Raw genomic sequence first — 12511 nt, forward strand, 5'->3', positions numbered from 1 at the left:
TGACCGCTATGTCTGTTGTCGCCAAAAGAAAGAACGATCCTGAAGGACTGAAGAAACGCATTATTGCCGGCGCGCTTAAGGCTTTTGCGGAGTTTGGGATGCAGGGCGCGCGGCTGGAACAGATTGCGGAACATGCTGAAACCACCAAACGTATGGTGGTTTATCACTTTGGCAGCAAAGAAAAACTGTATATCACGGTGCTGGAATTGGTTTATCAGCAGATTCGCCAGCATGAAACCGGCCTGAATCTGTCAGCACTGCCGCCGCAAGAAGCGATGATTAAACTGGTGGAAGAGAGCTTTGACTATCACGCCACCCACCCCGACTTTATCCGTCTGGTGTGCAGCGAAAACCTGCTGCGCGGCCGTTATATCAGCCAGTCGCCACATATCCAGACACTGAATAAAAGTGCGCTGGATGTACTGGATGAAATTTTAGCCCGCGGGCGCGCCGCAGGCCTGTTCAGCGATGAGGTGGAAACCATTGATGTCCACCGGCTGCTCAGCAGCATCTGTGTCCACTATGTCTCGAACCGTTACACTTTCAGCACCCTGTTTACCCGCAATATCAGCGACGAAGAGAATGCGGCCCGCAATCGCCGGTTAGCGGTTACCGCCACGCTGCGCTATATCCGCCGCGATTGATCCCACCCCTTTATTTCCCCACCGCCTCTGTAACCTCTTACCTGATGGAAATGCAAATAGTCTACGCTTAAACCAAACGGTGGCTTCAGAGCCACCTTTTGGTTAATGCTCGTCAGGGCAATTCACAGACCTTAACAAAGGAACGCTGTAGTGAAAGCAGAGGACGAACAATTTCCGCTAAGACACACCCAGTCTGTGCAGGGTGATACGCAACTATGGAACTGGGCGCAAAATGCCCAACTGGGTGCCCAGCAACAGCTGTATATGCCAGCCAGTGAAGCCGAACTGCAACAGCGTATTGCCAGCCACAGTGGCAAAATACGGGTGATTGGCAGCCGCCTGGCGCCTGGCCGGATGCTGAAGATTAGCGATGATGGCGATCTGTTGCTGGATCTCAGTCAGTTAACCGGCCTGATGGCGCAGACCGATAACAGCGTCACCTTTGCTGCGGCGACGCCGTTACATGAGGTGTATCAGACACTGACCAGAATGGGCCGGATGCTGGCCTCTTCGCCCGGGGTTATCGATATTCAGACCCTGGCGGGCGCAATGGCTACCGGTACGCATGGTCAGGGACTGCAACAAAGCTCACTGGCTGATGAAGCGTTATCGATTCGTATGGTGCTGGCCGACGGCACTGTCACTGAGTTTGATCGCCAGCACCCGTGGTTTGGCGCGGCTCAGGTGGCGCTGGGCGCTCTCGGCGTGGTCACTGCAGTCACGCTAAAAACCATTCCGTCGCGCATTTATACCTGCTTTAAACATGCCGTTAGCGCCAGCTCACTGGAAGCCGATCTGTATGGCTGGAACAATAACTATGCCTTAAGCAAAGCCTGGTGGTTTGTCGATGACGATCAGATGCATGTCTGGCGCGCGCGTGAAGCGACCCGCGAAGAACAGCAGGCGTATCAGCTTAACCTGGGCGAACTGGTTAAACAGCCGGACAGCGACAGCTCACTGAATAACACCATTGAGCAGACGCTGGAACATATGCATAACGACACCCAGATTCGCGGCGATGGCGGTAAACAGTTTAAAACCGTTACGCGCTTTAAAGACTTCTCGGATGTCACCGGCGATATCTATCAGGTGTTCTGCCGCGGTATCGCCGTGCCGCAAATCAATGTTGAAATCGGTATTCCGCTGGCGCGCGCCGCCGAAGTGATTAGCAAAATCAAACGCTGGTACGCGCAAAATCATCCACATATGCACTACCCGATTATCCTGCGCTGCACCGGCCCTTCTACTGCCTGGCTGAGTCCGGCTTATCAGCAAGCCACCTGCTTCTTTGGGTTTGTGGTCTATTACGCCGATGACGGCACGCTGTCAGCGGAAGGCTGCCATTTCCTTAGTGAAGTGGAAAAACTGCTGGCGGCCGAAGGCGGTCGTCCGCACTGGGGAAAATATTATCATCAGCCGCTCTACCAGTGGCCGCAGGTCTATCCGCAGTGGGATGCCTTTCGCGATGTGCGTCGACAGCTCGATCCAACGGGCAAATTCAGCAACCACTATCTTAGCCAGCTTTTTGACTGACTTTTCTTACCAGGGGGACACTCTATGTCAGCATGGATCACGTTACTGACTCAGCCCGAATATCTGACTGGCGTGCAGACCCTGCACCAGTCTCTGCGCCAGAGCAAAACCGCTTATCCGCTGGTGGTGATGGTGACGGAAAATATCGCTCCGGCGATTTGCGCACAACTTAAAGCCGACGGCTGCGAGGTGATTGCCGTCGCGCCACTTAATCCGCATCCCGATCTGACGCACCACTATGCTTCCGCGCAGTTCGCCGAAGTGTGGACCAAGCTGCGCGCCTGGCAGTTAACCGATTATCAGCGGCTGGTATTTCTCGATGCGGATATGCTGGTGGTGCAGAATATGGATGAGCTGATGACGCTCGAACTGCCGGAAAACGGCATCGCCGCCTGTCACGCCTGCCGCTGCAATCCGAACAGCATCGCCAGCTACCCAAAAAGCTGGGTGCCGGAAAATTGTTTCTACACCTGGCAGGATCGCCAGCAACCCGCGCCCGCACAGCTTGATGCCTATTTTAACGCCGGTTTTCTGGTGCTGACGCCAGACGCGGAGGTGTTCAGTGCGCTGGAAAGCCGTATCGCCGCGATTGACGATCTGTCCCGTTATCAGTTTTCTGAACAGGATCTGTTAAATGAGCACTTTCACGGACGCTGGAAAGGTTTACCTTATATCTATAATGCGCTGAAGACGCTGTCAGTGCAGCATGCGGCCACATGGGATATGGCCCAGGTGAAGAATATCCACTACATCCTCGCCAAACCCTGGCAGCGCGACTGGCAGCAACCGGCAGCGCAACGTGATCGCTACTATGATCTTGACGTTTTATGGCAGCAGATCGCCAGTCAGGTCGACCACAAATAAGGAACAGGTGATGCGAATTGGATTTATCGGTCTCGGATCGATGGGCCAGCCAATGGCGGAAAATCTGCTGCAGGCCCATTACTCTCTGAATGTCTGGAACCGCTCTGCCGCACCGGCGGAAGCGCTGGAAAAACTCGGCGCTACCGTCTGCGAATCACCGGCGGAGGCGGCGCAGTGTGATGTGCTGATCAGCATGCTGGCGGACGATGCAATAACCCGACAGGTGATTGTCGGCCATGGTGCGCTGGAGTCACTGGGTGATGGCGCTATCTGGATCAATATGGCGACGGTTTCTGTCGATTTTACCCATGAGATGCAGACCCATGCCGCGGCCAATGGCGTCAGCTATCTGGCGGCGCCGGTACTGGGCCGTAACGATGTCGCGGCTGCCGGTAAGCTGAATATTCTTACGGCTGGCGACAAAGCGCTGATTGCCCGCGTGCAGCCGATTTTCGATATTCTCGGTCAGCAAACCTGGTATTTTGGCAGTGAGCCGACTCAGGCGGTCACTGCCAAGCTGGCGGCAAATTTTATGCTGGGCAGCGCCATTGAAGCGATGGCGGAAGCCTCGGCACTGGTGCGCGCACACGGTATTCCGGCCGCTGATTTTCTTGGCATGCTGACCAGCACGCTGTTTAATGCCCCGGCATACAAAGGCTACGGCGAGTTAATCGCGCAGCAGCGCTACTCTCCGCCAGGTTTTAAGCTGCGTCTGGGGTTAAAGGATATTCGTCTGGCGCAACAGGCGGCCGAGGCGAAAAATGTGCCGATGCCGTTTGCCAGCGTGATCCGCGATAACTGCGTTGATGCACTGGCGCACAATGAAGGCGATCTGGAGTGGGCGGCGCTGGCGAAAGTCGCCGCGCGCCGTAGCGGACTGAAATAATCTGGCACGGGTGGCGATATAATATAAACCGGCCACAAAGCTAACACGGCCGTAATATCCCTTAAAAAACAATGCCGGTTACCTTAAGTGACCGGCATTATCCTGCGGGGTGACTTTTTTGTGTGTGATGGTTTAGTATTGGATGATGAGTAATCAATGGAGATTAATAAAAATGGAACCGATACTTGTATACTCAACACAGAGACGATTTAACGATAGTAGCTCTGATGACATGCAGCATGGGGATTTAACAGACTCATTCCTGCAAAACCATCTTAATCTTCGTGATGTGTCTACTGTGGTCAACCCCTACACAATGGAACAGGTCTCACCCTTTAACCATCCTCAGAGCCGTTTTTATGCCCCAACATCAGGGAAAAAGATCAGTAAACAGGAATGTGTGAAATTGATGTTTGATGACCTACGAAAACTGACTCTACCATTTTCATTTTGGGGTCCTTACAGTGACATCATCAAGCAGATGTTCATCCATATGCAAATAACGAACGGTCACAGTTTCAGTAATGCAATGCTGAATTCGGCACTCAATCACAATATAACCTGTGATTATTCTTCTAATAGTAATCTGAAAAGGATTAAAGAAATCCTTGATAAAAACATTGACTATGAGAAAAAAAACATTACCCGCTGAAGCTATTCCTCAGATAACACTAAATATCAAAAGTGGTATATTGCCTAAATTCACACGAATTCAGGACAGCTTTAACGGGCTGGGTTTGGCTGTGCATGATACATACAGCACAGATATTTACATTAAAGAACTCGACATAAGTCAAAATGAATACAGGGCTTTGATTAGATATAAGGTGCAGGATCATTTTGGCTTAGATCAGGATGATATCAAAAACTGGAAATTCAGCCAGTTCTACTTTTTCAAAACATGGTTTGTTTTACAGAGATCTCAGGATTATGGGTTTAAACCATTTTTCACTGACATGGAAACTTTTGTGGCGATAAAAGGAAAAAGAAATGCTTAAAATAAAATATATAATAGCTCCATTAATAGCAATTGTTGTTATTGCGGGATATCTTAATTTTGTCCGAAAGCCGGAGATTGTGCTAACAGATCAGGAACTTAATTTTTCAAATCTGGCTGTTAAAGAACTCCCACTCACCGAGAAAGGGAAAATAGCCTGGTGGAAAAATAATAAAGGAAAAATAAAAAGTGAATTCGACATTCCTGTTCCCGCTAAAAATGGTGACTGGTATATTAATGTATGGAATTATGGCAATGGATTTAAAGAAAAACCTAAAGGTGATATAAGAATATTTAATGCAGAAACACAAGATATGATGTGTTTTAATAATGACAACGGAAAATGCATAGAAAAAGATCTTTTGATGAGAATTGAAAACAATAAAGATGGAACTGTTAGCATTGAAATAGGCAATAACAAAGTAGTAGTAAAATAATAACGACTAAACCCCTTTATTCAGGGGTTTTATTAAAAGATGACTCACTTTTGCGGTACATCCCATAACGCAGCCCACAAATGATTACACCTTAATCCAGCGGCGTTCCACCGCGGACACCGCAATTGCTTCCAGTACCTTCGACACCTGCAATCCCTCGGCAAAATCCGGCCACATCCGGTCGCCGCCAGCAATACCATTAATCAGATCGCGGATTTCGACGGTTTTCTGATCGTTAAAGCCAATACCGTGCCCGGCGGAAATACAGAAAGCGGCATAGTCCGGATGCGCAGGCCCGGTCAGAATGGTTTTAAAACCCTGACGCCCGGCCGGATCATCGTGCAGATAGAGTTCCAGCTCCGCCATCCGCTCCTGGGTGTAGCGCAGCGCCCCTTTGGTGCCGGTAACCACATAGGTCAGCCCCATTTTACTGCCACAGGCGATACGCGAGGTTTCAACCACGCCATGCGCCCCCTGGGTGAAGCGCAGCAAGGCGCTGGCCTGATCTTCATTTTCCACCGGCAATAAGCGCGTGGTATCTTTTGGATCCGGACGCTGCTTAATTACCGTCAGCATATCGCCACTGACTTCCTCAATATCCCCCACCAGATAGTGCGCCATATTCACGATATGCGCCGCCAGATCGCCCAGCGCGCCCAGTCCGGCCAGCGCTTTCTGGCAGTGCCAGTCGAGCGGCGTTTGCGGGTTCGCCAGGTAATCTTCATTGTGTGTGCCGTAGAAATGCACCACTTCGCCAATCTCGCCGCGCGCAATAATCTCACGCGCCAGCTGGCTGGTCGGGTTCTTCATATAGTTGAAGCCCACCAGCGTTTTAACCCCGGCCTGCTGCGCGGCGCGGGTCATCTCTTCGGCATCAGCGACTGACAGCGCCAGCGGCTTCTCGGAATACACATGTTTGCCATGGCGAATCGCTTCCAGCGCCATCTCTTTATGCAGAAAATTGGGCGCGCAGATATCCACCACATCGATATTGGGATCGCTCACCAGCTCGCGCCAGTTGCCGGTGGCACGGCTGAAGCCAAATTCATCAGCCTTGCTGCGCGCCAGTTCCGGCGTGACCTCCGCCAGCATCTCCCGCACAATTTCGCCTTTCAGCTTAAATACGGTGGATGCCTGTGCATAGGCGATAGCGTGACAACGCCCGATATAACCCGTACCAATAAGCCCGATTCTTACCTTTTCCATGCCGGTTTCCTGTTCGCAGATGAACGATTTATTCGGAATGTATATTTCAAAAAAGGCTTACACAATCAGGAAATGAAATAAACGTGATCATTCTGCAGAATGATGGCAGTAAAGATGCAACGACACCGTCAGTTTGCATAACGAGGGCGATTAAGATCACAATATTTTACTTTGCTTAGCGATATTAGTTATCGCTGCCTGTCATGCGCCAGGCTGCAGTGGATAAACCTTTTGCTGATGCAAAGCACAAATTCAGGCCAATCCTGCGCCAATCGCTGCTTTATTCGGCAGTCAGCAGCATCAGGTGAAAACAGGCTTTGACAACCTGGGGCACCCTCGATATCATGCGCCCCGTTCCAACAATTCCTCTGTAGTTCAGTCGGTAGAACGGCGGACTGTTAATCCGTATGTCACTGGTTCGAGTCCAGTCAGAGGAGCCATACATAGAAAAGCCCGCTTAAGGAAACTTAAGCGGGCTTTTTGCTGTCTGGGGCTTGATGGGGATGAAAGGAGCGGATGTTTTTTGCTGTTCAGGGCGCATTGTCGTCAGCGAAACTGACAATATTGCTCCCTGAAGCTCATCAGAAAATAATGCCCTGGCGCATAAAATGGCCTTTAGCGTTATTCATTGCCCCACTGATTCAGGAACGTCGCTATCTCATCAATACGCTGCTCGCCGATAGCCGCTTCAGCAGCCATCTCTTTCTGCGCATTCTCACTGATTTCTTCGTTATTCATTAAGCGGGTGATTAACAGCTGGAAGTAGCGCGCCAGCGGTTCACGTTCTGCCTCACTCACCGGCTCTGCTGATTCCTTCGTGTACTCATCCACGATATCAAAAAATTTAAGCGGTACTTCGTTGTTCATAAATAGCCCCACAAGGTTTAACGTCCAGGTCAGTGACTGCCTGCATCTTCAGGCCTGGATAATGTCATGCTTATTGCGTTTTTTCTGTCATCTGCCGGAAGGTAGTGTACTGCGCAATTGCATCTGATCTGACAGCTTTTCGCATTTTACTCGATCACCCGTTCGCAAACTACCCGATTGCTCCCGGGCAATTGTGATGCGATAACCCACTGAATCAAAAGTTAATCATAGAGGTTTTCTTAGTGACTGGCCACCGGGCCAATCTTGTGAAATTTACCAGTAAAAAAATCAACATCGTCTTCGTCTGTCATTTTTCCTTCTGTTCCGTTATGGGATATATTGGCAGCACTATTGTGAAATTATATCTTTTTAACAGGTAACATCGGCCATGGCTCTGATTCCCAAAAATTACATGCGGCTGGAAAGCGGCTACCGTGAGAAAGCACTAAAAATCTACCCGTGGGTATGTGGGCGCTGCTCGCGTGAGTTTGTTTATTCAAACCTGCGCGAGTTAACCGTCCACCATATCGATCACGACCATACCAATAACCCGGAAGATGGCAGTAACTGGGAGTTGTTGTGTCTCTATTGTCATGACCACGAACATTCAAAGTACACTGAAGCTGACCAGTACGGCACTCGCGTTGTGGCGGGTGAAGATGCGCAAAAAGATGTTGGTGCAGCAACCTGGAATCCCTTTGCCGATTTAAAGTCGAGGCTTAACAAGAAGCAGTAACATCAGAAAAGCCCGCTTCTGACACACTGCTGGAATCAAACGGAAATTAATGTACCCTGTCGTACTCACATACTCGTTTATGGGTTCAGAAAATGACTTTCTCCACCATTGAAGATGTCAGAAGTCGCATCGATCAGATTGATAGCGAGCTGGTCAAAATCATTGCTCAACGTGCCGAATGTGTTAAAGCTGCCGCTGCGTTCAAAGCTGATCACTTGGCCGTTCGTGCCCCGGATCGCGTGCAACAGGTCATCGACAAGGTACGTGAGAAAGCAGCTGAAGCAGGACTTCCCGAAGTGATTATCGAAAAAGTCTACCGGACTATGACAGATGCGTTTATCGAGTATGAGCTTGAGCAACATGGCCAGCTGCGACAGGAAAAACGTTGACATATCGTGCGACAACATTCCATTTAGTTTCTCCCGGTTACCGCCAATAAACCAGTCGCTTATATTGGTGAGAGTAAACTGGCTGAAGAGGTCCCGACACACTCAGCTTGCAGCCGAACGTCGGTCCATCACTTCTTTCACATAGTGCTCAATAGCAATATGATTCTCGCGGCTCACTCGCGCAATAAACGCCTGGAGAACGTCGGACGTGGAGTGAAGCGTATCCGCGACAAGGCTATCGAAATCGCTTTGCGTAAAGCGGTCATTGCCCCGCAGCGTCGAACGCTGAAGCAGTGTATGGGCAGTGGTTTCGAGAACGGCGCGCCTGTAGTCATCGGCAAGCAGGACATCCACATCGGCCTGACAAATTTCAAATGTGAAGCTGAAGCTGGCAAACCCGGAGTCGACAGGCAGATCGTAGGTCAACCGCTCGCCTGACTGCTCAACATAAGGTTCATATCCGTCACCCATTAGCCGTACTGGTTGCATATCGATCCCCTCTCCTTTCAGCCGTTGACTATACACAGAGACACACACGGATGCCCTTCTTATAAAGCTAAGGGGCGCTGGCGTTAACGCCGGTCAGTTAGCATAACCGGCGTTATGCTGATAACGGTTCAGTCAGGCCTGTTTACAGGGTTTCAAGGAAATCACCCAGCGCTGATGTAACCTCATCAATCCGCGGTTCACAGCGCCGGTAATACGTCCACTTACCCACTTTGCTGGCTTCAAGCAGCCCGGCATCCTGCAGAACTTTCAGGCATAGCGATGTAGCGGGCTGAGAAAGCCCGGCTTTATCCTGAATCAGGCTGGCGCAAACCCCATACATATCGTAGTCATAGAGCTGGGTATAGCCTGTAAACGCTTCGCCCGGATTTTTCAGCCATTTCAATACTGACAGACGGGTTGGGTTGGACAGTAATTTCATGGCATTTTCAGGCGACATGCAGCCTCACAAGGATCAGGAATGGTAAACAGGATAGTCAGTATATCCTTTACGGGTTCCACCATACAGCGAAGCGCTATCTACGGGGTTCAGACTGGCATGGTGTCTGAATCTCGCTGGCAAGTCCGGGTTTGCAATAAAGGTGCGACCAAAGCCAAATAAATCTCCCCATCCCCTGCTCAGCACATACTCAGCTTTCTCCCGGGTATATCGTCCTGAATACATAATGGGGGATCGGAATGCCTCGCGCAGCGCAATGCGAAAATCTTCAGGCATCTCCGGGCTATTGTCCCAGTCAGCCTCGGCAATCGAAAGGTAGCCGATGTTGCGTTCATTTAACATTTGCGCAGCGGCAATATAGGTCGCATGCGGATCGCTTTCTACCAGCCCCAGATAAACGCGCTCCTCATCAGTGCTGGTAAACAGTGGCGCAAAGCGGACGCCAACTTTATCGCTGCCGAAAACAGAACTCACTGCAACAATAATTTCCTGCAGAAAACGCAGTCTGTTTGCTAAACAACCACCATATTGATCGGTACGGAAGTTGGTGTGTTCAGAGATAAACTGGTTAATAAGATAGCCATTTGCCGAGTGCAGCTCTACACCATCAAACCCCGCTTCTTTAGCATTTTCTGCCGCCTGCCGGTAGAGCTCGACGATATCTTTAACTTCCCCGGTGCGCAATTCCCGTGGCATGCTCGGTGAGGTCAGCATCCCTGCAGCTGGTCCGGTTTCGATAAATACGCGGACACCTTCAGCAGCAATGGCAGAAGGTGCAACCGGCGCTTGTTTTTCCGGTTGCAGCTCATTGTGAGAAACGCGGCCAACATGCCAGAGCTGGCAGAAAATAACCCCACCCTGCTGATGAACAGCCTCGGTAACTTTTTTCCAGCCGGTGATCTGTTGCTTACTGTGAATACCCGGCGTCCAGGCATAACCCTGGCCCCGTGGCTCAATCTGTGTGCCTTCGGTAACCATAAATCCGGCGCTGGCACGTTGACGATAATACTCCACCATCATTTCACCCGGAATATTGCCAGGTTGTTCGCTGCGACAACGTGTCAGCGGAGGAAGAGCAATACGATTACGTAGGGTGAATTCTCCAAGCTGAAGTGGGGTGAAGAGGGTTTTCTGGCTCATAAAAATCGTTGTCCGTGATGTAAAAGAAGTGGTTATTATATTTATACATTTAAATACGTAAATGTTTAATTGAGATGGAAACAAATCAAAATTTAAAAATGATTTAATATCAATTAGATACAATAAAATCAGGCAATCCTCGCTGAGGCATATCCTGTACAGCCAGCTTATGTATCAGTAAAAAGCGCAAATTAACCTGTTAAAATTTTATTCGTCCGTGCGCTTCCCATTTAGCCGTAAATATGGCAAATTCCAGGAAACGATCGTTTCCTAAATGGTGAGAATGATGTCAAAGCAACCACGGACAGTCAGTGAGCGTGGACGTCCCCGTCAGTTTGATGCCGATGCTGCGCTTGATCTCGCCATGCTGGTATTTCGTGAAAAAGGTTACCACAACGCCTCGATCAGCGATCTCAGTGAAGCCATGCAGCTCACCGTCGGCAGTATCTATAAAGCCTTTCACGACAAACGTGGCCTGTTTTTGCAGGTGTTTGCGCGCTATACCTCGCTGCGCAATCAGGCGCTACGCCAGCGGCTGGCGCAACAGGCTAATGGTCGGGCAAGGATCGCCGAACTGCTGCGCTTCTATCTTGAATCTGCCAGTGATATTGAAGGGCGGCGCGGCTGCCTGGTGGTTGGCAGCGCCATCGAATTGCAGCAGCTCGATGCTGAACTTGCCGGACTGGTGCGTGCTGCGCTTCAGCGTAATCAGCAATCTATCCGGCAACTGATTGCACAGGGTCAGCAGGATGGCTCGGTTAATCCGCAACATGATGCTGAAGCGCTGGGCGGCGTGCTGCTGTGTCTGATACTGGGTATGCGGGTGGCAGGAAAGATGCAGGACTTACCGGCACACAATCGGCTGATAGTTACCGCACTCACACTGCTCGATTAAATTTTTTATCCATTTAGGAAACGATCACTTCCCAAATAACTGGAGGTTTAAATGTCTGACAATGCAATCGCACAATCCTGGTCACAACCGGTCGCCAGCATACCTGGCTTTGCGCATTATTACGAGACGGTAGAGGGCGTTCGCCTGCATTACGTCAGCGGCGGCAACCCGCAGGGTGAAGTATTGCTGCTGCTGGCGGGCTTTCCGCAAAGCTGGTACGCATGGCATCAGGTAATGACCCTGCTGGCCGATCGTTATCTGATCATCGCACCGGATCTGCCGGGACAAGGCGACTCCGACAAGCCGCAATCCGGCTACGATACCCAGGCGCTGGCGGAGAAGGTGCAGGGGCTGATGCAAAAACTGGCGATTAAGCGCTATTACCTCGCCGCCCATGATGTGGGCGCGTGGGTGGCCTGGCCTTACGCTATGCGCTATAGCCAGCAGGTCATCAAGCTGGCGCTGCTCGATGCTGGCATTCCGGGCATAACTCTGCCAGATGCCTTACCTGCCACGCCGGATAAGGCATGGAAAACCTGGCACTTCGCTTTCCATCTGTTACCCGATCTGCCGGAAGCCTTAATAACCGGCCGTGAAGAGATTTATCTGGAGTGGTTCCTGCGGCGCAAAACCGCCAGTCCAATGGCCTTCAGCGCCGCTGATATCGCGGAATATATACGGCTGTTAAAACAGAACGGCGCACTGCGTGCCGGACTGGCTCCCTACCGCGAGGTGACGACGTCTGCTGCGCAGAATCGGGCGCTGCTTGAAGCGGGCAAACTTGCGCTGCCAGTGCTGGCGATCAGCGCCGATCAGGGTTCCATCGCCGATATGGCTGCGCCGCTGCGCCAGTTTGCTGATAACGTCAGCGGCATCACCATCGCGCATAGCGGTCATTTTATCCCGGATGAACAACCTGCGACGCTGACTGCGGCGCTGGCGAAGTTTTTCCGTTAGCGAGCAATGTCGGT

16 protein-coding genes and 1 tRNA gene are annotated in these 12511 nt (G+C 50.8%); 12 read left to right on the forward strand and 5 right to left on the reverse strand.

The window, feature by feature from the left end:
• Nucleotides 1-8: 8 nt before the first annotated feature.
• From J2125_RS02740 to J2125_RS02765, 7 genes are all read left to right on the forward strand, one after another.
• Nucleotides 9-644, forward strand: coding sequence for a TetR/AcrR family transcriptional regulator (locus J2125_RS02740; RefSeq protein ID WP_017802777.1), 636 nt, complete (start codon nt 9-11; stop codon nt 642-644).
• A gap of 150 nt (nt 645-794) precedes the next feature.
• Entirely contained in the window at nt 795-2177 is a 1383-nt protein-coding gene (locus J2125_RS02745; protein ID WP_017802778.1) for a D-arabinono-1,4-lactone oxidase, read from the forward strand.
• A 24-nt stretch (nt 2178-2201) separates the two neighbouring features.
• Nucleotides 2202-3041, forward strand: coding sequence for a glycosyltransferase family 8 protein (locus J2125_RS02750; RefSeq protein WP_017802779.1), 840 nt, complete (start codon nt 2202-2204; stop codon nt 3039-3041).
• 10 nt (nt 3042-3051) lie between these two features.
• Nucleotides 3052-3927: an NAD(P)-dependent oxidoreductase gene (locus tag J2125_RS02755; RefSeq protein WP_017802780.1), complete on the forward strand. Its 876-nt coding sequence runs from the start codon at nt 3052-3054 to the stop codon at nt 3925-3927.
• 172 nt (nt 3928-4099) lie between these two features.
• Nucleotides 4100-4579, forward strand: a complete 480-nt coding sequence (locus J2125_RS25120; RefSeq protein ID WP_017802781.1) for a DUF3289 family protein — start codon at nt 4100-4102, stop codon at nt 4577-4579.
• Entirely contained in the window at nt 4554-4925 is a 372-nt protein-coding gene (locus J2125_RS25125) for a DUF3289 family protein (RefSeq protein WP_017802782.1), read from the forward strand. The genes J2125_RS25120 and J2125_RS25125 overlap by 26 nt, the downstream gene beginning before the upstream one ends.
• Nucleotides 4918-5361: a DUF943 family protein gene (locus tag J2125_RS02765; RefSeq protein WP_017802783.1), complete on the forward strand. Its 444-nt coding sequence runs from the start codon at nt 4918-4920 to the stop codon at nt 5359-5361. Before J2125_RS25125 ends, J2125_RS02765 begins: the two co-directional genes overlap by 8 nt.
• An 84-nt stretch (nt 5362-5445) precedes the next feature.
• Here J2125_RS02765 and J2125_RS02770 read toward each other — a convergent pair whose 3' ends face one another.
• Nucleotides 5446-6567, reverse strand: coding sequence for a Gfo/Idh/MocA family protein (locus J2125_RS02770; RefSeq protein ID WP_017802784.1), 1122 nt, complete (start codon nt 6565-6567; stop codon nt 5446-5448).
• 364 nt (nt 6568-6931) lie between these two features.
• Between J2125_RS02770 and J2125_RS02775 the strand changes: the two genes are divergently transcribed.
• Nucleotides 6932-7007 (forward strand) — tRNA-Asn (locus J2125_RS02775).
• 181 nt (nt 7008-7188) lie between these two features.
• Here the strand turns inward: J2125_RS02775 and J2125_RS02780 are convergent.
• Nucleotides 7189-7434 (reverse strand): YmjA family protein, encoded by a 246-nt coding sequence (locus J2125_RS02780; RefSeq protein WP_017800114.1) that lies wholly within the window; start codon nt 7432-7434, stop codon nt 7189-7191.
• Between the two features lie 388 nt (nt 7435-7822).
• On the opposite strand from J2125_RS02780, the gene yajD reads away from it, so the two are divergent.
• Nucleotides 7823-8170 (forward strand): HNH nuclease YajD, encoded by a 348-nt coding sequence (gene yajD / locus J2125_RS02785; RefSeq protein WP_017800115.1) that lies wholly within the window; start codon nt 7823-7825, stop codon nt 8168-8170.
• A gap of 92 nt (nt 8171-8262) precedes the next feature.
• Complete coding sequence (locus J2125_RS02790; protein ID WP_017800116.1) at nt 8263-8559, forward strand: chorismate mutase; 297 nt, start codon at nt 8263-8265, stop codon at nt 8557-8559.
• Between the two features lie 102 nt (nt 8560-8661).
• On the opposite strand, the gene J2125_RS02795 is transcribed toward J2125_RS02790, so the two are convergent.
• From J2125_RS02795 to J2125_RS02805, 3 genes are all read right to left on the reverse strand, one after another.
• The gene (locus J2125_RS02795) at nt 8662-9048 is read right to left on the reverse strand and encodes a hypothetical protein (protein ID WP_026111571.1); all 387 of its coding nucleotides are present in this window, start codon (nt 9046-9048) and stop codon (nt 8662-8664) included.
• 142 nt (nt 9049-9190) lie between these two features.
• On the reverse strand, nt 9191-9505 hold the full coding sequence (locus tag J2125_RS02800) for an ArsR/SmtB family transcription factor (protein ID WP_026111572.1): 315 nt from the start codon (nt 9503-9505) through the stop codon (nt 9191-9193).
• A gap of 15 nt (nt 9506-9520) precedes the next feature.
• Nucleotides 9521-10645, reverse strand: coding sequence for an alkene reductase (locus J2125_RS02805; protein WP_026111573.1), 1125 nt, complete (start codon nt 10643-10645; stop codon nt 9521-9523).
• 283 nt (nt 10646-10928) lie between these two features.
• On the opposite strand from J2125_RS02805, the gene J2125_RS02810 reads away from it, so the two are divergent.
• Both J2125_RS02810 and J2125_RS02815 read left to right on the forward strand, forming a co-directional pair.
• The gene (locus J2125_RS02810; RefSeq protein ID WP_017800120.1) at nt 10929-11540 is read left to right on the forward strand and encodes a TetR/AcrR family transcriptional regulator; all 612 of its coding nucleotides are present in this window, start codon (nt 10929-10931) and stop codon (nt 11538-11540) included.
• A gap of 51 nt (nt 11541-11591) precedes the next feature.
• On the forward strand, nt 11592-12497 hold the full coding sequence (locus J2125_RS02815) for an alpha/beta fold hydrolase (RefSeq protein ID WP_017800121.1): 906 nt from the start codon (nt 11592-11594) through the stop codon (nt 12495-12497).
• The last annotated feature ends 14 nt before the right edge of the window (nt 12498-12511 follow it).

Source organism: Winslowiella toletana (assembly GCF_017875465.1).
Lineage (GTDB): Bacteria > Pseudomonadota > Gammaproteobacteria > Enterobacterales > Enterobacteriaceae > Erwinia > Erwinia toletana.

Bases quoted from the DNA above. Each gene is read 5' to 3' on its own strand.
- J2125_RS02795 (WP_026111571.1), bottom strand. From the start codon at position 9,048: ATGCAACCAGTACGGCTAATGGGTGACGGATATGAACCTTATGTTGAG.
- J2125_RS02810 (WP_017800120.1), top strand. From the start codon at position 10,929: ATGATGTCAAAGCAACCACGGACAGTCAGTGAGCGTGGACGTCCCCGT.
- J2125_RS02815 (WP_017800121.1), top strand. From the start codon at position 11,592: ATGTCTGACAATGCAATCGCACAATCCTGGTCACAACCGGTCGCCAGC.
- J2125_RS02770 (WP_017802784.1), bottom strand. From the start codon at position 6,567: ATGGAAAAGGTAAGAATCGGGCTTATTGGTACGGGTTATATCGGGCGT.
- J2125_RS02740 (WP_017802777.1), top strand. From the start codon at position 9: ATGTCTGTTGTCGCCAAAAGAAAGAACGATCCTGAAGGACTGAAGAAA.
- J2125_RS25125 (WP_017802782.1), top strand. From the start codon at position 4,554: ATGAGAAAAAAAACATTACCCGCTGAAGCTATTCCTCAGATAACACTA.
- J2125_RS02755 (WP_017802780.1), top strand. From the start codon at position 3,052: ATGCGAATTGGATTTATCGGTCTCGGATCGATGGGCCAGCCAATGGCG.
- J2125_RS02780 (WP_017800114.1), bottom strand. From the start codon at position 7,434: ATGAACAACGAAGTACCGCTTAAATTTTTTGATATCGTGGATGAGTAC.
- J2125_RS25120 (WP_017802781.1), top strand. From the start codon at position 4,100: ATGGAACCGATACTTGTATACTCAACACAGAGACGATTTAACGATAGT.
- J2125_RS02805 (WP_026111573.1), bottom strand. From the start codon at position 10,645: ATGAGCCAGAAAACCCTCTTCACCCCACTTCAGCTTGGAGAATTCACC.
- yajD (WP_017800115.1), top strand. From the start codon at position 7,823: ATGGCTCTGATTCCCAAAAATTACATGCGGCTGGAAAGCGGCTACCGT.
- J2125_RS02750 (WP_017802779.1), top strand. From the start codon at position 2,202: ATGTCAGCATGGATCACGTTACTGACTCAGCCCGAATATCTGACTGGC.
- J2125_RS02790 (WP_017800116.1), top strand. From the start codon at position 8,263: ATGACTTTCTCCACCATTGAAGATGTCAGAAGTCGCATCGATCAGATT.
- J2125_RS02800 (WP_026111572.1), bottom strand. From the start codon at position 9,505: ATGTCGCCTGAAAATGCCATGAAATTACTGTCCAACCCAACCCGTCTG.
- J2125_RS02765 (WP_017802783.1), top strand. From the start codon at position 4,918: ATGCTTAAAATAAAATATATAATAGCTCCATTAATAGCAATTGTTGTT.